The sequence below is a fragment of the Microvirga splendida genome (genome assembly GCF_016427565.1).
In the GTDB taxonomy this organism is placed as follows: Bacteria; Pseudomonadota; Alphaproteobacteria; order Rhizobiales; family Beijerinckiaceae; genus Microvirga; species Microvirga splendida.
The window spans coordinates 32056-49826 of record NZ_JAELXT010000006.1 but is presented as its reverse complement, the minus strand read 5'-3'; the positions used below and the strand labels follow the sequence as shown (position 1 = coordinate 49826).

The 17771-nt window shown below is 68.9% G+C and carries 17 protein-coding genes and 1 riboswitch; of the genes, 12 read left to right on the top strand and 5 right to left on the bottom strand.

Annotated features, from left to right (window positions below; genetic code table 11):
* Nucleotides 1-15: 15 nt before the first annotated feature.
* Nucleotides 16-1020 carry a threonine-phosphate decarboxylase CobD gene (cobD, locus tag JAO75_RS08135; RefSeq protein WP_199048189.1) on the bottom strand — a complete coding sequence of 335 codons (1005 nt, stop codon included), beginning with the start codon at nt 1018-1020 and terminating at the stop codon, nt 16-18.
* 11 nt (nt 1021-1031) lie between these two features.
* Between cobD and cbiB the strand changes: the two genes are divergently transcribed.
* The gene (gene cbiB / locus JAO75_RS08130) at nt 1032-2018 is read left to right on the top strand and encodes an adenosylcobinamide-phosphate synthase CbiB (protein WP_199048187.1); all 987 of its coding nucleotides are present in this window, start codon (nt 1032-1034) and stop codon (nt 2016-2018) included.
* Here cbiB and JAO75_RS08125 read toward each other — a convergent pair.
* Both JAO75_RS08125 and cobO read right to left on the bottom strand, forming a co-directional pair.
* On the bottom strand, nt 2005-3450 hold the full coding sequence (locus JAO75_RS08125) for a cobyric acid synthase (RefSeq protein ID WP_199048445.1): 1446 nt from the start codon (nt 3448-3450) through the stop codon (nt 2005-2007). The two genes, cbiB and JAO75_RS08125, sit on opposite strands and share 14 nt — an antisense overlap.
* 12 nt (nt 3451-3462) lie before the next feature.
* The gene (gene cobO, locus JAO75_RS08120) at nt 3463-4068 is read right to left on the bottom strand and encodes a cob(I)yrinic acid a,c-diamide adenosyltransferase (protein WP_199048186.1); all 606 of its coding nucleotides are present in this window, start codon (nt 4066-4068) and stop codon (nt 3463-3465) included.
* Between the two features lie 104 nt (nt 4069-4172).
* Nucleotides 4173-4361: riboswitch (cobalamin riboswitch) on the top strand.
* A gap of 118 nt (nt 4362-4479) precedes the next feature.
* Here cobO and JAO75_RS08115 point away from each other — a divergent pair.
* Genes JAO75_RS08115 through cobJ form a run of 8 tightly spaced genes read left to right on the top strand, consistent with a single transcriptional unit; the run spans nt 4480 to nt 13460 of the window.
* Nucleotides 4480-5103, top strand: coding sequence for a HupE/UreJ family protein (locus tag JAO75_RS08115; protein ID WP_199048185.1), 624 nt, complete (start codon nt 4480-4482; stop codon nt 5101-5103).
* 19 nt (nt 5104-5122) lie between these two features.
* Nucleotides 5123-5518 carry a DUF1636 family protein gene (locus JAO75_RS08110; protein WP_199048184.1) on the top strand — a complete coding sequence of 132 codons (396 nt, stop codon included), beginning with the start codon at nt 5123-5125 and terminating at the stop codon, nt 5516-5518.
* Nucleotides 5519-5544: 26 nt separating this feature from the next.
* Entirely contained in the window at nt 5545-6582 is a 1038-nt protein-coding gene (gene cobW / locus JAO75_RS08105) for a cobalamin biosynthesis protein CobW (RefSeq protein WP_199048183.1), read from the top strand.
* Nucleotide 6583: 1 nt separating this feature from the next.
* Complete coding sequence (gene cobN / locus JAO75_RS08100; RefSeq protein ID WP_199048182.1) at nt 6584-10030, top strand: cobaltochelatase subunit CobN; 3447 nt, start codon at nt 6584-6586, stop codon at nt 10028-10030.
* Nucleotides 10027-11325, top strand: coding sequence for a precorrin-3B synthase (gene cobG, locus JAO75_RS08095; protein ID WP_199048181.1), 1299 nt, complete (start codon nt 10027-10029; stop codon nt 11323-11325). Before cobN ends, cobG begins: the two co-directional genes overlap by 4 nt.
* Nucleotides 11322-11954 carry a precorrin-8X methylmutase gene (locus JAO75_RS08090; protein WP_199048180.1) on the top strand — a complete coding sequence of 211 codons (633 nt, stop codon included), beginning with the start codon at nt 11322-11324 and terminating at the stop codon, nt 11952-11954. Before cobG ends, JAO75_RS08090 begins: the two co-directional genes overlap by 4 nt.
* Nucleotides 11955-11961: 7 nt before the next feature.
* Nucleotides 11962-12699 (top strand): precorrin-2 C(20)-methyltransferase, encoded by a 738-nt coding sequence (locus tag JAO75_RS08085; protein ID WP_199048179.1) that lies wholly within the window; start codon nt 11962-11964, stop codon nt 12697-12699.
* Entirely contained in the window at nt 12696-13460 is a 765-nt protein-coding gene (gene cobJ, locus JAO75_RS08080) for a precorrin-3B C(17)-methyltransferase (protein WP_199048177.1), read from the top strand. The genes JAO75_RS08085 and cobJ overlap by 4 nt, the downstream gene beginning before the upstream one ends.
* Here cobJ and JAO75_RS08075 read toward each other — a convergent pair.
* Nucleotides 13442-14194, bottom strand: a complete 753-nt coding sequence (locus JAO75_RS08075) for a cobalt-precorrin-6A reductase (protein ID WP_199048175.1) — start codon at nt 14192-14194, stop codon at nt 13442-13444. The two genes, cobJ and JAO75_RS08075, sit on opposite strands and share 19 nt — an antisense overlap.
* On the opposite strand from JAO75_RS08075, the gene cbiE reads away from it, so the two are divergent.
* Genes cbiE through cobM form a run of 3 tightly spaced genes read left to right on the top strand, consistent with a single transcriptional unit; the run spans nt 14193 to nt 16596 of the window.
* Nucleotides 14193-15443, top strand: coding sequence for a precorrin-6y C5,15-methyltransferase (decarboxylating) subunit CbiE (gene cbiE, locus JAO75_RS08070; protein ID WP_425523167.1), 1251 nt, complete (start codon nt 14193-14195; stop codon nt 15441-15443). The two genes, JAO75_RS08075 and cbiE, sit on opposite strands and share 2 nt — an antisense overlap.
* Nucleotides 15440-15826 carry a cobalamin biosynthesis protein gene (locus JAO75_RS08065; protein WP_210340203.1) on the top strand — a complete coding sequence of 129 codons (387 nt, stop codon included), beginning with the start codon at nt 15440-15442 and terminating at the stop codon, nt 15824-15826. Before cbiE ends, JAO75_RS08065 begins: the two co-directional genes overlap by 4 nt.
* Nucleotides 15823-16596, top strand: a complete 774-nt coding sequence (gene cobM, locus JAO75_RS08060; protein WP_199048169.1) for a precorrin-4 C(11)-methyltransferase — start codon at nt 15823-15825, stop codon at nt 16594-16596. The genes JAO75_RS08065 and cobM overlap by 4 nt, the downstream gene beginning before the upstream one ends.
* Before the next feature lie 11 nt (nt 16597-16607).
* On the opposite strand, the gene JAO75_RS08055 is transcribed toward cobM, so the two are convergent.
* On the bottom strand, nt 16608-17711 hold the full coding sequence (locus JAO75_RS08055; protein WP_199048167.1) for a cobalt-precorrin-5B (C(1))-methyltransferase: 1104 nt from the start codon (nt 17709-17711) through the stop codon (nt 16608-16610).
* Nucleotides 17712-17771 lie beyond the last annotated feature (60 nt).

Below are 17771 nucleotides of genomic sequence, written 5' to 3'. Positions count from 1 at the left end.
GTGGAGACCTCTGCGTTACCTCGAACGGAAGAGCGCCAGCGCATTCTCGAGCCGCCGCCAGTCCGCCGGCAATCCGGGCAATCCGAACCTCAGAAGGGCCGGATCGGCCTGGAAGCGGCGCACCCAGATGCCATGCTCTCCGAGATGCCGGAAAAGATCGGGCGCATGGCGGCTCGGCAGCAGGCGATAGAGGATCGTGCCGCAAAGAGGTGTCTCGGCGACAGGTTTCAAAAGCGCATCCAGACGGCGGGCATCGGCAGCCCGGGCGGCCCGGGCCGCATCGAGCCACCTCCGGTCGCGGAGAGCCTTGCGGCCTATCGCGACGGCGGGTCCCGAGACGGCCCAGGGGCCGAGCGTCGATCTTAAGCTCGCGGCAATTGCACGGGACGCCACCGCGAATCCGATCCGAATGCCCGCAAGCCCATAGGTCTTGCCGAAGGAACGCAGGACAATCGCGTTGCACGGGAGCGCAGGCACAAGGCTCTCGCGCGGATCGAAATCGGCGAAGGCTTCGTCCACCACGAGCCAGCCGCCTCGTGCGCGCAGTTCCTCGGCGAGGCGAAGCAGGGCCTCGCGGTCGATGAGACGGCCGTCGGGATTGTTGGGGTTGACCACGATTGCCACATCGGCGCCGCCGAGCTGGCCTTGAGCCTCGGCCTCCACCACCTCATGCCCGGCCTTGCGCCAGGCATGGGCATGCTCCGCATAGGTCGGCCCGAGAACGGCCACGCGGGACCGCGCGCGCAGATGCGGGAGCAGGCTGATCAGAACCTGCGTTCCGGGCGCCGCAACCACCATGGCGGCATCAGTCGCTCCATAGGCCTCGGCGGCGGCGGTTTCGAGATCCCGGTGATCGGCAGGCGACGGCAGCCGCTCGAACAGGGAGGCTGGCAAGGGAGGCACCGGATAGGCTATGGGGTTGATCCCCGTCGACAGGTCGATCCACGGCTCGGGCGCCCGCGGAAACAGCCGCCGGGCCTCGTCCAGATCGCCCCCGTGCCAGATCCGCGCCTCACTCATCCCGTTCACCCATGGCCCTCTCCGACAGCCTGCTGATCTTAAGCCTCGCCCTCGCAATCGAGGCGGCTGTCGGCTATCCCAACCGCCTTTACACGGCGATCGGCCATCCCGTCACCTGGATCGGACGGCTGATCAAGAGGTTGGACGGAAGCCTGAACCGGGAGGACTGGTCCTTCCGGCAACGGCGCGGCGCCGGCATCCTGGCCCTGCTGGCTCTCCTCACCGTGACGGGGCTGACGGCCTGGGCGTTGAGTGCGCTCCTCCAGCCGTTCGATCTCATCGGCATTCTTCTCCTGGCGATCCTCGCCAGCAGCCTCATCGCCCAGCGCAGCCTGCACGAGCATGTGGCAGCCGTGTCGAAAGGTCTGCACGAGGGCGGGATTGATGGTGGCCGCGCCGCCGTCTCGATGATCGTCGGACGCAATCCGCAGAGCCTCGACGAGGCGGGCGTCTCCCGCGCGGCCATCGAGAGCCTGGCGGAGAATTTCTCCGACGGCATCGTGGCGCCCGCCTTCTGGCTCGGGCTCGGCGGCCTGCCGGGCGCGGTGCTCTACAAGGCCGCGAACACCGCCGACAGCATGATCGGCCACCGCACCCCACGGCACGAGGCTTTCGGGTGGGCGGCGGCGCGCTTCGACGATCTCGTGAACCTGCCTGCCTCGCGCCTCACGGCCCTTCTCATCATCATGGCGGCAGCGCTGCATCGGGGAGCATCGGCGCCGGGCGCATGGCAGGCCGTCCGCCGTGATGCTGCACATCACCGCTCGCCCAATGCGGGCTGGCCCGAGGCTGCGATGGCGGGAGCGCTGGGCCTGCGCCTGGCAGGACCGCGCGTCTATGGCGAGGTGCGCGTCAAGGACCGCTGGATGGGCGACGGGCGCGCGGAGGCAACGGCCGACGACATCGACCGGGCGCTTGCGCTCTACCGCACGGCCTGCGCGCTGCTCTTCGGACTTGCTGCGGGATCGGCGCTGCTGGCGTGGATCATCGCGCGCTGATCGCCAGCAGACGCTCGCAGTCGAGATGCGCTTCGAGGTGATCGGCGAAGCGGTCGAGGATGTCGTCGACGAGCGCCTCGTAGGCGAGATCGCTCGTCTCGGCTCCGAGCAATTCGAGCCAGCGCGCCCGCTGCCGGTCGTCCGCGAACAGGCCATGCACATAGGTGCCGGTCACGCGGCCATCCGCCGAGACGGCGCCGTCCGCCTGGCCGTTGGCCAAACGCGCGAAGGGCCGCTGCAACGCATCGGGTCCCGATGTCTCGCCGATATGCATCTCGTAGCCCGAGAGCGGCGCTCCATCGGGAATCGTCGTGCCGGTTACGGCTTCCAGGCGCTTCTTCGCCGTGAGCGTGGTCGATACGTCGAGAAGCCCGAGCCCCTCGATGGTGCGGCCCGCCTCCCCTTCGATGCCGTACGGATCCTCGATCCGGCTCCCCAGCATCTGATAGCCGCCGCAGAGGCCGAGGACCCGCCCGCCCCGGCGCACATGCGCCTTAAGGTCGATGTCCCAGCCCTGCCGGCGGGTGAAGAGAAGATCGTCGATGGTGGTCTTGGAGCCCGGCAAGAGGACGAGCGCCGCGTCCGCTGGCAGCGGCTGGCCGGGTTCGACCAGAACGACCTCCACGCCCGGTTCCTCGCGCAGGGGATCGAGATCGTCGAAATTGGAAATCCAGGGCGTCACCGGCACGGCGATCACGACCGAGCCCTTGCGGCCCTCGCGCCGCAGTCCCAAGCCGTCCTCCGCCGGAAGGCGGGCCGCATCGGCAAAGTGCGGCACGAGGCCGAGCGCCGGCCAGCCGGTACGCTCCGCCACAAACTGCATACCGCTGTCGAACAGGGCCGGATCACCGCGGAAGCGGTTGACGATAAAGCCGCGGATCATGGCGGCATCCGCCTCATCAAGCACCGCCTTGGTGCCGACAAGGCTTGCGATCACGCCGCCCCGGTCGATATCGCCCACGAGCACCACCGGCACGTTTGCCGCGCGGGCGAAGCCCATATTGGCGATGTCGCCGGCCCTCAAGTTGACCTCCGACGCCGAGCCTGCCCCCTCGACGAGCACGAGGTCGGCCTCGTTCGAGAGCCGCCCGAAGCTGTCGAGCACCGCTTCCATGAGGCGCGGCTTCCAGGACTGGTATTCGCGCGCCTTCGCCGTGCCGACCACGCGGCCCTGCACCACAACTTGAGAGCCGATCTCGCTTTGGGGCTTCAGCAGCACCGGGTTCATGTGGACGCTGGGAGCCACGCCCGCGGCGCGCGCCTGCAGCGCCTGGGCGCGGCCGATCTCGCCGCCATCGGCCGTGACGGCGGCGTTGTTCGACATGTTCTGCGGCTTGAACGGCCGGACCCTCAGGCCCCTGCGCGCAAAGACCCGGCACAGGCCGGCTACCAGGAGCGACTTGCCCACATTGGAGCCGGTGCCCTGCACCATCAGCGCGCGCATCTAGAACTCCACGCCTTCCTGGGCCTTCACGCCGGCGGCGAAGTGGTGCTTCACCAGGGTCATCTCGGTCACGAGATCGGCCGCCTCGACCAGCTCCGGCTTGGCGTTGCGCCCGGTGACCACGATGTGGAGATCGGGCCGGCGCTGCCTCAGGGTTTCGACCACCTCGGCCAGGTCCAGGTACTCGTAGCGCAGCGCGATGTTGAGCTCATCCAGCACCAGGAGGCGGATGTCCTCGCGGGCCATCAGCTCCTTGACCTTGGCCCAGGCGCGCTCGGCCGCCGCCACGTCGCGGGTGCGGTCCTGCGTCTCCCAGGTGAAGCCCTCGCCCATGGTGTGCCACTCGACCTGATCGGAGAACCGGTCCAGCGCCATGCGCTCGCCGGTCTCCCAGGCGCCCTTGATGAACTGCACCACGCCGACCTGGAACCCGCGCCCGAGGGCCCGCAGCATGAGGCCGAAGGCCGCCGTCGACTTGCCCTTGCCGGGACCGGTGTGGACGATGAGCAGCCCCTTCTCGACGGTCTTGGAGGCGACCTCCCGGTCCTGCACTTCCTTGCGCTTGATCATCTTGGCGCGGTGGCGCGCCTCTTCGTCCTGGGACATCCGGGCCTGCTTTCCTGTGGAAGGGCCGCACCATGAACAGGCCAGGACCGGATTTCAAGGCCAGCCCATCGCGATGCCCAGGCTTGAAACATCCCCCCTGGCCGGATAAGCATGAAACCGACGGTGCCCCGGCAACGGGGTGAAAAGGGAATGCGGTGAGACACCGCGGCTGCCCCCGCAACTGTAAGCGGCGAGCCTACGCTCCAAATGCCACTGGGATCCAACCCCGGGAAGGCGGCAGCGAACAGCATCGACCCGCAAGCCAGGAGACCTGCCGTCAGCCTTTGCTTCTATCGGGTCTGCTGGACGGGGTGAGCCAGCGGTGACCGTAGTCGAGTGACCCTTCGTCATTCGGTTCCGTCCGTGGAAGCTCAATAGACTCTAACTCTGAGTCTCCCGACGGAGAGAACGATGACGATTGCGACCAAGACCCACCTCCTCGCCCTGACGCTCGCCGGCCTCGCCGCCGCGACGCCGGCGCTGGCCCACCATCCCATGGGCGGCATGATTCCGGCCACCCTGTCCCAGGGCCTGCTCTCGGGCCTCGGCCATCCGGTCATCGGTCTCGATCACCTCGCCGCCCTCGTGGGCGTCGGTCTCGTCGCCTCGCGCTTTGCCCGTGGCCTCACCCTTCCGGCCTTCTGGATGGTCGCCATGGCGGCCGGCGTCGGCCTGCACCTGATGAGCGCCAGTCTGCCCTATGCGGAAGCCCTGGTGGCGCTCAGCGTCGTCGCCATCGGCCTTGCGGCGACCATCCGCACCACCCTGCCCTACGCCCTGATCGCGATTCTGTTCGCTGCCGGCGGTGCGGTTCACGGCTATGCGCTCGGCGAGGCCATCATCGGGGCGGAAGCCACCCCGCTCGCCGCCTATCTCGTCGGTCTCGTGGCGGTTCAGACCGCGCTGACCACGGGCGTGGCTTACGCTGCCCGCTCCCTGGCGAACGGCGCGCTCGCCGCTCCCGCCCTGCGGCTCGCCGGTGTCGCGGTTGCCGTCACGGGCGTCGCGGCCCTGGCCCTGCCGGCCTTCGCCTGAGCGGATCGGCTCACAAGCGATGACCTCATCCCCTGAGGAGATCTGCCTGCATGTCTGCGTCACCTGCCGTCAGGCGGGTGGCCCGGACGACAAGGCGCTCCGGCCCGGTGCGATCCTTCACCGGTCTCTCATCGAGGCTCTGAGCCAGCCCGACGCACCGAAGGTGCGCGTGGAGCCGGTCGAGTGCCTCTCGGTCTGCAAGCGGCCCTGCACCATCGCGGTCTCCAGTCCGGGACGCTGGACCTACATCTATGGCGACCTGAGCGCCGACACCTCGGTCGAGACCATTCTCGATGGGCTGCGCCGCTATGCGGCGACCTCCGACGGCCTCGTGCCGTGGCGCGAGCGGCCCGAGGCGTTCCGCAAAGGTGTGGTCGCCCGCATTCCTCCGTTCAAGACAAGCAGCGCGGCCTGAACCAAGCCGCCGAAAGGCAAGCCTTCATGAGCGATCTTTCCAAGATCCCCTGCACGATCATCACCGGATTCCTCGGCGCCGGCAAAACCACCCTGGTGCGGCACCTGCTGGAAAATGCCGGCGGGCGCCGCCTTGCGGTTCTCGTCAACGAGTTCGGCGATCTCGGCTTCGACGGCTCCTTCATCGAAGGCTGCGGCATCGAGGGCTGCACGCAGGAAGACATCGTGGAGCTGCCCAACGGCTGCCTGTGCTGCACGGTTGCCGACGATTTCGTGCCGGCGCTCAACACCCTGCTCAACCGGCCGAACCCGCCGGAGCACATCCTCATCGAGACCTCGGGCCTTGCCCTGCCCAAGCCCCTCGTGCGCGCCTTCAACTGGCCCGACATCCGCTCCCGCGTCACGGTGGACGGCGTGATCGCCGTGGTCGATGGCCCGGCCGTCGCCTCGGGCGCCTTCGCGGAAGACTCGGATGCGCTCGAAGCCCAGCGCGCTTCGGACACTTCCGTCGATCACGAGAACCCGCTGGAGGAAGTGTTCGAGGACCAGCTCCTCTGCGCCGACCTCATCATCCTCAACAAGACCGACCAGATGCAGCCCGGCGACAAGGGCAAGGTTCTGGCCGAGATCAACGAGCACCTGCCCCGCGCCGTGAAGGTGATCGAGACCGCCCACGGCAAGGTGGACCCGACGGTGCTGCTCGGCATGAATGCGGCGGCGGAAGCCGACCTCGATTCCCGCCCCTCGCACCACGAGACGGCGGACGACCACGACCACGACGATTTCGAGAGCATCGCGATTCCGGTCGATGCCGTCGCATCTCCTGAGGCGCTCGTCGCCCGCGTCGAACGCGCGGCCGAGGCGGCCGGCGTGCTGCGCATCAAGGGCTTCGCGCCCGTGAACGGCAAGCCCATGCGCCTCGTGGTGCAGGGCGTCGGCCAGCGTGTCGCGCATCACTTCGACCGGCCGTGGAAGGCCGATGAGGCGCGCGACGGACGCATGGTGGTGATCGGCCTGAAAGGCTTCGACGTGAAGGCCGTCGAAGCCGCCTTGCGCGCGGGATAGCATGCACCTCCTTCCGGTCACAGCGATCTCCCTCGAGGAGGGCCAGGAGGCCATCGACCTCCAGCAGCCCCCGGGGGATATCGTCGTCCTCTCCTTCGCGGACAGTGACCTCGGCGCGCTGGCGGCGGCGCAACGACTGAAGGCAGGCGGTCCCTCGCTGCGCCTCGCCTCCTTGCGACGCCTGCGCCATCCTCTCTCGGTCGATTTCTATATCGACAAGACCGCATCGCAGGCCCGCTTCATCCTCGTGCGCTGCCTCGGCGGCCTCGATTACTGGCGCTACGGGCTGGAGCGGCTTTTCGCAACCTGCCGCCCCACTGGCGTGAAGCTCGCGGTGCTGCCCGGCGACGACCGGCCCGATCCGCGGCTTGGAGCCTACGCGACCGTTCCGCAGGCGCTCTGCGACGAGCTGGAGGCCTATTTCCAGGCCGGCGGCATCGACAACATGGTCCGCCTGCTCGCGCGCATCGGCGCCGAGATCGGCGAGGCCGATGCCGTTGTGGAGCCGCCGAGCGCAGCGCCCCGGGCATTCGCCTGGGCTCCCCCATTCCACCACTCCGACCTCATCCTGAGGAGCCGCGTCAGCGGCATCTCGAAGGATCGTCCAGTGCTCTCTGGACCCTCCTTCGAGACGCAGACTGCGTCTGCTCCTCAGGATGAGGTCTGTGGGATTGGAACCCGCATCATCGCCGAACCCGAGACCGCTCTCGCCCGCCTCTCCGGCGACACCCCCCTCGCCTACTTTCTCGTCTACCGCTCCGCCGTGCTCTCCGGCGACACGCAGGCCGTCGAGGATCTGTCGGCGGCAATGCACGCTCGCGGCATCGAGACCCTCGTTCTCGCCGTGTCGAGCCTGAAGGACCCGGAGGCCGTGGCGGTCGTGCGACGCACCATTCAAGCGCGCCGTCCCGACATCATCGTCACCACCACGGCCTTCTCGGCGCGAGACGATGACAGCTTCGTGCTCGACGAAGCCGACTGTCCGATCCTGCAGGCGATCCCCGTCGGCAGCGCGAGGGAGGCTTGGGAGGCATCGCCCCGCGGCCTCTCCGCCGCCGATCTCGCCATGCAGATCGCTCTCCCCGAATTCGACGGCCGGATTGCTGCAGGCCCCATCTCGTTCAAGGCCGAAGAATCTGCCGATCCTGCGCTCGCCTTCTCCCGCCGCATCCAAGCGCCGGACCACGCCGGGATCGATGCAGTCGCCGACATGGCCGCTGCGTGGGTGCGCCTCGCCCATACGCCGCGCCATGAGCGGCGGCTGGCGCTCGTTCTCTCCGATTACCCTGCGCGCGGCGGACGGGCCGGTTTTGCGGTCGGCCTCGACACGCCTGCCAGCGCCTGCGCGATCCTCGATCTGCTGCGCAAAACCGGCTACGAGGCCGGGCGGGATTTCACGGCGGACGATCTCATGCCGCTTCTCACCGGTGGGCAGGACACCTTCACGGTTCCACTCGCCACCTACCGCGCATGGCTCGACACGCTGCCGCATGAACTGCGCGATGTCATCGACAAGCGCTGGGGCTGCGTAGAGGAAGATCCAAGCCTTGAAGGCGCGGCCTTCCGCTTCCGTGCCGTGCGCGCCGGCAACGTGCTTGTCGCTCTTCAGCCCGACCGTGGTCATGGCAATGACCGCAAGGGCTTCTATCACGACCCCGATTGCCCGCCGAGCCACGGCTATCTCGCGTTCTATCTCGGCCTGAGAGCCCTGGAGCAGATTCATGCCCTCGTGCATCTCGGCACCCATGGCACCACCGAGTGGCTGCCCGGCAAGGCGGTGGCGCTCTCCACGCGATGCTGGCCGCGTCTTGCCATCGGCGCGATGCCGGTGATCTATCCCTTCATCGTCGACGATCCCGGCGAGGCGGCTCCTGCGAAGCGCCGCATCGGCGCCGTCACCATCGGTCATCTCACGCCGCAGACAACAGAGGCCGGTTTGCACGGCGAGGCGGCAGCCTTGCGGGAACTGGTGGAGGAGTTCTCCTCCGCCCAGGTGCTTCACCCTGGACGCGCCGAACTCGTGGCAACGGAAATTCTCGAGCGTGCCCAGGCGAGCGGCCTCGCTGCCGCCTGCGGGGTCGATGAACGCACACCGATGGACGAGGCGCTCACCCGTCTCGACGCGCATCTCTGCGATCTCGGCGAGGTGACGATCCGCGACGGGCTCCACGTGTTCGGCCATGCGCCCGATGGTTTCGCGGCCTGCGCGAAAGGTGAGCGCGACGGATTGCTGAACGCGCTCGACGGACGTTTCGTGATCCCCGGCCCGTCCGGATCTCCCTCGCGCGGCCAGAATGAGGTGCTGCCCACCGGCCGCAATCTCGCGACCCTCGACCCGCGCGCGATTCCCACCCGCGCGGCTACCGAGCTCGGCCAGCGCGCGGCGGCGGAAGTGGTGCGACGCCACCTGCAGGAGCAGGGCGACTGGCCGCGCCGGATCGTGATGGATCTCTGGGCCTCGCCGACGCTTCGCTCCGGCGGCGAGGACATCGCCCATGCGCTCGCGCTCATGGGCGTGCGGCCGACCTGGGACCATGCCTCCACCCGCGTGACTGGCTTCGAGATCATGCCGCAGCCGCTCCTCGACCGTCCCCGCGCCGACGTGACGGTGCGCGTCTCCGGCGCGTTCCGCGATACGTTCCCGGACCAGATCGCGCTCCTCGATCAGGCAGCCCGCGCGGTCGCGGCGCTCAACGAGGATGACGAGTGGAACGAGCTTGCCGCCGCACGCCGGCGCGGCGAGGCGCTGTCGCGCGTGTTCGGATCGGCGCCCGGCACCTATGGCGCGGGCGTGTCGGCGCAGGCGCTCGACGGCGAACGGACGACACGAGACGATCTCGGCCGCACCTATCTCGAAGGAACCTCCCATGCGTTCGGCGCCGGGGGCGAAGCTCAGGCCGATGGGAGCTTCCCGCAACGGGTCGAGCGGACGCAAGCCTTCGTCCATGTGAGCGATGTGGCCGAACGCGACATCCTCGACGGCGATTCAGCGGCGGATGCCATCGGCGGCTTCGCGGCGGCCGCGCAGGCGCTGGGCACCACGCCAGCCCTCTACAGCCTCGACACGAGCCGCCCGCAGAACCCGAAAGCCCGCACCCTTGTGGAGGATGTGGACCGTCTCGTGCGCGGCCGCCTAACGAACCCACGTTGGATCGAAGGCCAGTTGCGCCATGGCTGGCGCGGCGCGGCGGAGATCGCGCAAGGCGTGGATGCGCTCTTTGCTTTTGCTGCCACGACGGACGCCGTCCCGGCCGCGACCCTCGATCTCGTCTTCACGGCCTTGATGGCCGACGAACCCACCTGGCAGCAGATCGCGGGCGCCAACCCGGCCGCCGCGCAGGCGATCCGTGACCGCCTCGCGGATGCGCGCCGACGCGGCCTGTGGGACAGCCGCCTCAATTCCGTTGCAGCCTTCTTCGACGATGAGCGCAGGGAGGCCGCCGAATGAGCGTTCAGGCCGACACCGCGCGTCGCCGGGGATGGTGCCCGGGCGTGCGCCGCCCGATGGCAACTGGCGACGGCCTGCTCGTGCGCCTGCATCCGTTCGGCGGCAGGTTGTCTGCGGATCAGGCGCGCCTCGTCGCGCAGGGCGCGCGCGAACACGGCAACGGCCATCTCGACATCACTGCCCGCGGCAACCTGCAGATCCGCGGCGTGAGCGAGGCAACCTATCCCGACCTGCTCGAACTCCTCGAACGTGAAGGCCTCGCCGAGCCCGAAGGCGACGGCCCGCATCGCCTCACAGCGCTGTCGCCCCTCGCCGGGCTCGATCCGCGAGACCAGTGCGATGCGCTCGCCCTGGCGCAGGCCATCGAGGATGCGGCGCACTCTATCGAGGGCCTTCCGGCCAAGTTCTTTGTCGTCGTCGATGGCGGCGGCACGATGCCCCTCGATGAGATCGGGGCAGATCTTCATCTGATGGCGATCACTGAAGATGTGCTGGCTTTCGGCGTGCCCTCACCCGGCGGATTGTGCTGGATCGGCACATCGCCCCTCTCCCGCACGCCGGATGCCGTTCACGCCAACCTCTCAGGCTTCGCGGAGATGCGGCGCACAGGCCGGACCGAGGCGCGGCGCCTGCGCAATCTTGAGTTCGGTTTGATGCGAGAGCTGGTCGCACGCGCAGACCTCCATCCGGCCGCAGCTCCGCCCCGGCGGTCGGCACCTCCACGTGCGGGCGTCCTGTCTCTCGACAGCGGACAGGCCGTTCTCCTCGCCCTCCCCTTCGGCCGCTGCCGCACGGAGCAACTGGTACAGGCAGCTGCCTGGAGCGAGCGCTTCGGCAATGGCGAGATCCGCCTGTCCTTCACGCGCGGCATCCTGCTGCCGGAGATCGCAGACGAGCACCTCTCTGCATTGATCGACGAGGCGCACCGGGCCGGCTTCATCACCGACGCGGACGACGTACGCCTGTCCCTGATCGCCTGTCCCGGCCGGCCGGATTGCGGCGGCGCGCTCACATCCGCGCCCGCCGATGCACTGAGGATTGCGCAATCCTGTGGAGATCTCCTGCAAGGGGGCGCAACCCTTCACGTCTCAGGCTGCCCGAAAGGCTGCGCCCATCCGGGCAGGGCCGATCTCACCCTGGTGAGCCGCCCCGACGGCCGCTACGACGTCGTGGCGGACGGCTCCACCCGCGACGCCTCATTCCTTCATCTCTCCCTTGACGAGATCATGCACCGTTTATCGCCTTTGACCACCGTCGACGACCTGCGCCGCACCTTTGCGGAGAACCCGCAATGAGCGCCTCCCGCGACTACATCCGCGAGGGTGCGGAGATCTACCGCCGCTCCTTCGCGATCATCCGCGCGGAGGCGGACCTGTCGCGCTTTTCCGGCACGGCCGAGCGCGTCGTCGTGCGCATGATCCACGCCTGCGGCATGACCGATTTGCCGGGCGACATCGATCTCTCTCCCGATTTCGCCGAAGCGGCCGAAGCCGCCTTGAAGCGCGGTGCGCCGATCCTGTGCGATGCCAAGATGGTGGCGAACGGCATCACCCGCGCGCGGCTGCCGGCGAACAACGAGGTGATCTGCACCCTGGACGATCCGCGCGTGCCGGCTCTCGCCACGGAACTCGGCAACACCCGCTCGGCCGCCGCCATGGAATTGTGGCGCGAGCGGCTGGACGGCGCGCTCGTGGTGTTCGGCAATGCCCCCACGGCCCTGTTTCATCTTCTCGAAATGCTCGATGCCGGTGCGCCGAAGCCCGCCGCCGTGATCGGCATTCCGGTCGGCTTCATCGGGGCGGCGGAATCCAAGGAGGCGCTGGCCCGCGACGGACGCGTGCCGTACCTCGTGGTCCACGGACGGCGCGGCGGCAGCGCCATGGCGGCGGCGGCCGTCAACGCCCTCGCGAACCCGGTGGAGTAAGGCGGCCATGAGCGACACCATCCGCTTCTTCGGTCTGGGCCTAGGCCCGGGAAACCCCGACTACATGACCGTGCGCGCTCGCCGGGTGCTGGAGAGCGCCGACCGGCTCGTCCATTTCTGCAAGCGCGGGCGGCGCGGCAATGCACGCACCATCGCGGATGCGATTGTCGGTGAAAACCCTGAGCGGGAGATCGCCCTCGTGTATCCGGTAACCACGGAGATTCCCGCCGATCACCCGGATTACGCGGCGGCTCTCAACCCGTTCTACGAGGAAGCGACCGCGCAGCTTCTGGCCGAGATCGAGGCGGGCCGCACAGTGGCGGTTCTCTGCGAGGGCGATCCCTTCTTCTACGGCTCGTTCATGCATCTCTGGTGGCGGCTGAAGGACAAGGTGCCGACCGAGGTCGTGCCGGCCGTGTCCGGCATGTCGGGCGCCTGGACCCGCGCCGGCGCGCCGATCACCTGGGGCGACGACGTGCTCACCGTGGTGCCGGGAACGCTGCCGGAAGCGGAGCTGATGCGGCGTCTTTCGAGCACCGATGCCGCTGTGGTGATGAAGCTCGGACGCAATCTGCCGAAGGTGCGTGCAGCACTCAAGTCAGCCGGGCTTCTGGAGCGCGCCATCTACGTGGAGCGCGCCACCATGGCGGAGGAAAGGATCATCCCTCTGCCCGTTCTGCCGGATGATTTCGACGCGCCGTATTTCTCGCTCATCATCGTGCCGGGACAAGGGAGGCGCGTATGACGGGCCTCGTCACCATCGTCGGCCTCGGCCCCGGCGAGCCGCGTTATCTGACGCCCGCCGCATCGGAGGCGCTCGCCTCCGCCACCGACCTCGTCGGCTACGGGCCCTATGTGGATCGCGTGCCGGAGCGGCCGGGTCAGCACCGCCACGCGTCCGACAACCGCGTCGAACTCGACCGGGCGCGCTTCGCGCTCGATCTTGCGATGAACGGAGCACATGTGGCCGTGGTGTCGGGCGGGGATCCCGGCGTGTTCGCCATGGCGGCGGCTGTGTTCGAGGCGGTCGAGAACGGCGATCCCGCATGGCGCAGCCTCGACATTCACGTCGAGCCCGGCATCACGGCTATGCTCGCGGCGGCGGCGCGTGTCGGCGCGCCGCTCGGCGGCGATTTCTGCGCCATGTCGCTGTCGGACAATCTGAAGCCGTGGGAGGTGGTCGAGGCGCGGCTTCGCGCGGCGCTCGCAGCAGACTTCGTGGTGGCGCTCTACAACCCGATCTCGTCGGCCCGGCCCTGGCAGCTCGGTGCAGCGTTCAAGATCGTGGCGGAAACCCGCGGTCCCGACACCCCGATCATCCTGGCACGAGCCGTGATGCGGCCGGACGAGCGGATTGGGATTCTACCGCTCTCGCAGGTTGAGGCGGCGATGGCGGATATGTCCACAATGGTGATCATCGGCGCCAGCACCACCAAGCTCATAGAGCGGCCGGACGGCAAGGCGCCCTACGTCTACACGCCGCGCTTTTATGGAGTGCGCCCGTGACGGCGCTCGAGCCATTCCAGGGCGGCGTCCACGGTGGCCACCTCCTCGACGCCGCACGGCTTCTCCGGCCGCGCCACGACGATGACGGGCAGCCCGAGCGCACGCGCCGCCGCGATCTTCGGATAGGTGGCGGCCCCGCCGGAATTTTTTGTCACCACCACATCGACGCGCTCGCGCTCCATCAGCACCCGCTCGGCGGTTTCGGTGAAAGGGGCACGGTCCTGGATCGCCATGACGTTCGGCACGGGCAGCGCATCCCCGATGGGTTCGATGGTGCGCACGAGATAGGTGTGCTGCGGCGCGGCTGCGAAGGGCGGGAGTTCGAGACGGCCGACAGTCAGGAAGACGCGACGCGGCTCCTCGCCCAACGCCCGGACAGCGTCCTGCATCGAAGCAACGTCCATCCAGCGGTCGCCTTCCTGCGGGGACCAGGGCGGACGGCGCAGGGCGAGCAGCGGAACGTGCGCCTGCGCGCAGGCTTTCGCAACGTTGCGCGACATCACGGCGGCGAAGGGATGGGTGGCGTCGACAACCGCCTCGATCCGCTCCTCACGGAGAAAGCGCGCAAGTCCCTCCACGCCGCCGAAGCCGCCGATGCGGGTGGGGATCGGCAGGGGAAGCGGGTCGCTGGTGCGGCCGGCCATGGACAGGAGCGGGCTGAACGCGGATCGGCCGGCGAGACGCCGCGCGAGCGCGGAGGCTTCCGTCGTGCCGCCCAGAAGGAGAATGCGCATGCGCCCCTTTTCCCCGAAATCTGAGGCGGAGTCGAGCATGACGAAGGCGCCCTGGCTCACCATTATCGGCATCGGCGAGGACGGGCGCGCGGGGCTCTCCCCCGCGTCCCTGGCGGCGCTCGACCGGGCGGAGTTCGTCATCGGCGGTGCACGGCATCTTGAGCTTGCGGCGCCTTTGTCCATGCAGGCTCAGACCTGGCCTTCCCCCTTCGCCGAGGGCTACCCGATGATCCTGGCGCGCCGGGGGCAGCCGACCTGCGTGCTCGCGACGGGCGATCCGTTCCATTACGGCGTTGGGGCCGAACTGGCCCGTCTCGTTCCCGCGGACGAGATCGTCTGCCACCCGCAGCCCTCCGCCTTCAGTCTCGCGGCGGCGCGCATGGGATGGTCGCTGCCGGATTGCGACTGCGTGAGCCTGCATGGGCGGGCGCTGGAGCGGATCGTTCCCCATCTGCAGCCGGGCGCACGCATCCTCGCCCTGTCGTGGGACGGATCGACGCCGGAGCAGCTCGCGGAACTGCTGAAGGCGCGCGGCATGGGCGCCTCGACGGTCACGGTGCTGGAGGCCATGGGCGGCCCGCGTGAGCGGGTTCGCCATGCAGCCGCCAGCACATTCGGCATCACGGACATCGACCCGCTCAACACGATTGCCGTCGAGGTCGTGGCCGCCACCGATGCGCGCATCGTCACCCTGGCGTCCGGACTGCCGGATGCGTGGTTCGAGAACGACGGCCAGCTCACCAAGGCGGAGATGCGCGCGCTCACCCTGGCCGCCCTCGCGCCGAAGGCCGGCGAGCTCCTGTGGGATATCGGCCTGGGAGCCGGTTCCGTGGGCATCGAATGGTGCCTGCGCCATCCGCGCAACCGCTGCATCGGCATCGAGGAGCGGCCGGAGCGCGCCGAGCGGGCGCGGCGCAATGCGCAGGAACTCGGCGCGACGGCGCTCGATATCCGCATCGGGCAGGCGCCTGACGCCCTGGCCGACCTGCCGGCGCCGGATGCGGTCTTCATCGGCGGCGGTGCGTCCGAGCCCGGCGTGTTCGACGCCGCCTGGACAGCGCTGAAGCCCGGCGGGCGCCTCGTCGTCAACGCGGTGACGCTGGAGACCGAGACGCTGCTCGGTGCGCTCTACGCGAAACACGGCGGCAGCATGCGGCGCCTGGCGCTCTCGCGTCTGGAGGCCGTCGGCGGCATGCATGGCTGGCGGGCGGCGATGCCGGTCACGCAATGGGTGGTGACAAAGCCATGATCGTGGCCGGCGTGGGATTCAGGCATGGCGTCGAAGCCGACGAGATCGTGGCGCTGGTCGAGCAGGCTCTGGAGCATGCATCGCTCGGGCGCAATGCCTTGAGCCGGCTTGCGACCATCGAGGCGCTCGCCGCCCTGCCGGCCTTCACGGAGGCTGCCCGCAGGCTCAATGCCGTGGCGACACCGGTGGCGCAGGCCGATCTCTCGGAAACGGCGCCCCGCCTGCGCACGCAATCGGCGCGCTCCATCGCGGCTCACGGTGTCGGATCGGTCGCAGAAGCGTCTGCACTCGCGGCCGCAGGGCCTCACGGGCAGCTCATCCTGGAGCGCATCGCCTCGGCCTCCGCCACCTGCGCGCTGGCCCGTTCGGAGACAGGCTCATGACCGTCCATTTCATCGGAGCGGGCCCTGGCGCCCCCGATCTCATCACCGTGCGCGGGCGGACGCTCATCGAGCGCTGCCCGGTCTGCCTCTATGCGGGCTCCATTGTGCCGCCGGAGATCCTCTCCTGGTGCCCGGCGGGCGCGCGGCTCGTGGACACGGCGCCTCTCGATCTCGACGCCATCACGACCGAATACGTGCGGGCGCATGAGAAGGCTGAGGACGTGGCGCGGCTGCATTCCGGCGATCTCTCGATCTGGAGCGCCATGGGCGAGCAGCTGCGGCGGCTCGATGCGCTTGGCATCCCCTACACGATCACGCCGGGCGTTCCCGCCTTCGCCGCCGCCGCCGCCGCCATCGGTCGCGAGCTGACGGTGCCGGAGGTCGGGCAGTCGGTGGTGCTCACGCGCACCTCAGGCCGCGCCTCCGCGATGCCGGAGACGGAACGGCTGTCGACTTTCGCGCAGACGAAGGCGACGCTCGCCATTCACCTGTCGATTCACGTGATCGAGCAGGTGGTTGAAGAGCTGACGCCGACTTACGGCGCCGACTGCCCGGCGGCGGTGGTCTGGCGCGCTTCCTGGCCGGATGAGAGGGTGATCAAGGGCACGCTGTCCACGATTGCCACCATGGTGCGCGCCGAGAAACTGGAGCGCACGGCGCTGATCCTGGTGGGGCGTACGCTGGATGCAAAGGATTTCCGCGACAGCGCACTCTATTCGACCGGTTACGACCGACGCTTCAGGCCCGGCGCCCGTGAGGACAACTCATGAGACCCGCAGCGTCAGGCGACCGGGTGGAACGGCATGCGGCCGACGAGCTGGCCGTCGCGGTCGAACACCACGATCTCAAGCGCAATCTCGGTACCGCGCAGAGCCTTGGCGGCCGTCTGCCACGCATGCTGCGCCACCACATCGGCCAGCGGAAGGCCGAGGCTCCTGGCTGTTTCCAGCACCTCGAGCGCGGTGTTGGCGCCATGCACCTGCTCCGCGATGGCAGGCTCGGCACCGGCTTCGAGCAGGCGCTCGGACAACCATGCGAGATCGACCGCGCCGGAGCGCGAATGCAGGTCGAGCAGGCCCTGTCCGAGCTTGGTCATCTTGGCGAAGCCGCCGGCAATGGTGACCTTCGGCACCGGGTTGCGGCGCAGGTATTTCAGCATGCCGCCCGCGAAATCGCCCATGTCGATGAGCGCATGGTCCGGCAGGTTGTAGAGCGCCTGCACGGCCTTCTCGGAGGTCGAGCCGGTGGCGCCCGCCACATGGTCGAGCCCACCCGCGCGGGCGACATCGATGCCGCGATAGATGCTGTGGATCCAGGCGGCACAGGAGTAAGGCACCACCACGCCGGTAGTGCCGAGAATCGACAGACCACCGAGGATGCCGAGGCGGGGGTTGAGCGTTTTCTGCGCGATGACCTCGCCGCCGGGAATGGAGATCTCGACCTCGATGTCCGTGGGCCCACTGACGCTGCGCGCCGCCTCCTCCAGATTGTCGCGGATCATCTGGCGCGGCGCCGGATTGATGGCGGGATCGCCCGGCGGCAGGGGCAGGCCCGCGCGGGTGACGGTGCCGACGCCCTCGCCGGCCCGGAACGTCACGCCGGAACCAGGCTGGCCGGCCCGGACGGTCGCGATCACAAGCGCGCCGTGGGTCACGTCCGGATCGTCGCCCGCATCCTTCACGATGCCGACCCGCATGCCGCCCTCGACGGGTTCGCTGAGCGCCAGGGAGAAGGCGGGCCGCGCGCCACCCGGCAGCACGATCTCGATGGGATCGGGACAATCGCCCGTCTGCCATCCCAGATATGCAGCCTTGGCCGCCGCCGTGGCGCAGGCGCCCGTGGTCCAGCCACGGCGCAAGGTTCCGGCGGGTTTGCTCTCGTCCATAAGCCCTCTTACAACGTCCCCATGAATTCCAACAGCCATCCCGAGACGGCCGGTCACCGT

Excerpts from the sequence above, each read along its gene's own strand:
- cobD (WP_199048189.1), bottom strand. The coding sequence starts at position 1,020 with ATGAGTGAGGCGCGGATCTGGCACGGGGGCGATCTGGACGAGGCCCGG.
- cbiB (WP_199048187.1), top strand. The coding sequence starts at position 1,032 with ATGGCCCTCTCCGACAGCCTGCTGATCTTAAGCCTCGCCCTCGCAATC.
- JAO75_RS08125 (WP_199048445.1), bottom strand. The coding sequence starts at position 3,450 with ATGGTGCAGGGCACCGGCTCCAATGTGGGCAAGTCGCTCCTGGTAGCC.
- cobO (WP_199048186.1), bottom strand. The coding sequence starts at position 4,068 with ATGTCCCAGGACGAAGAGGCGCGCCACCGCGCCAAGATGATCAAGCGC.
- JAO75_RS08115 (WP_199048185.1), top strand. The coding sequence starts at position 4,480 with ATGACGATTGCGACCAAGACCCACCTCCTCGCCCTGACGCTCGCCGGC.
- JAO75_RS08110 (WP_199048184.1), top strand. The coding sequence starts at position 5,123 with ATGACCTCATCCCCTGAGGAGATCTGCCTGCATGTCTGCGTCACCTGC.
- cobW (WP_199048183.1), top strand. The coding sequence starts at position 5,545 with ATGAGCGATCTTTCCAAGATCCCCTGCACGATCATCACCGGATTCCTC.
- cobN (WP_199048182.1), top strand. The coding sequence starts at position 6,584 with ATGCACCTCCTTCCGGTCACAGCGATCTCCCTCGAGGAGGGCCAGGAG.
- cobG (WP_199048181.1), top strand. The coding sequence starts at position 10,027 with ATGAGCGTTCAGGCCGACACCGCGCGTCGCCGGGGATGGTGCCCGGGC.
- JAO75_RS08090 (WP_199048180.1), top strand. The coding sequence starts at position 11,322 with ATGAGCGCCTCCCGCGACTACATCCGCGAGGGTGCGGAGATCTACCGC.
- JAO75_RS08085 (WP_199048179.1), top strand. The coding sequence starts at position 11,962 with ATGAGCGACACCATCCGCTTCTTCGGTCTGGGCCTAGGCCCGGGAAAC.
- cobJ (WP_199048177.1), top strand. The coding sequence starts at position 12,696 with ATGACGGGCCTCGTCACCATCGTCGGCCTCGGCCCCGGCGAGCCGCGT.
- cbiE (WP_425523167.1), top strand. The coding sequence starts at position 14,193 with ATGCGCCCCTTTTCCCCGAAATCTGAGGCGGAGTCGAGCATGACGAAG.
- JAO75_RS08075 (WP_199048175.1), bottom strand. The coding sequence starts at position 14,194 with ATGCGCATTCTCCTTCTGGGCGGCACGACGGAAGCCTCCGCGCTCGCG.
- JAO75_RS08065 (WP_210340203.1), top strand. The coding sequence starts at position 15,440 with ATGATCGTGGCCGGCGTGGGATTCAGGCATGGCGTCGAAGCCGACGAG.
- cobM (WP_199048169.1), top strand. The coding sequence starts at position 15,823 with ATGACCGTCCATTTCATCGGAGCGGGCCCTGGCGCCCCCGATCTCATC.
- JAO75_RS08055 (WP_199048167.1), bottom strand. The coding sequence starts at position 17,711 with ATGGACGAGAGCAAACCCGCCGGAACCTTGCGCCGTGGCTGGACCACG.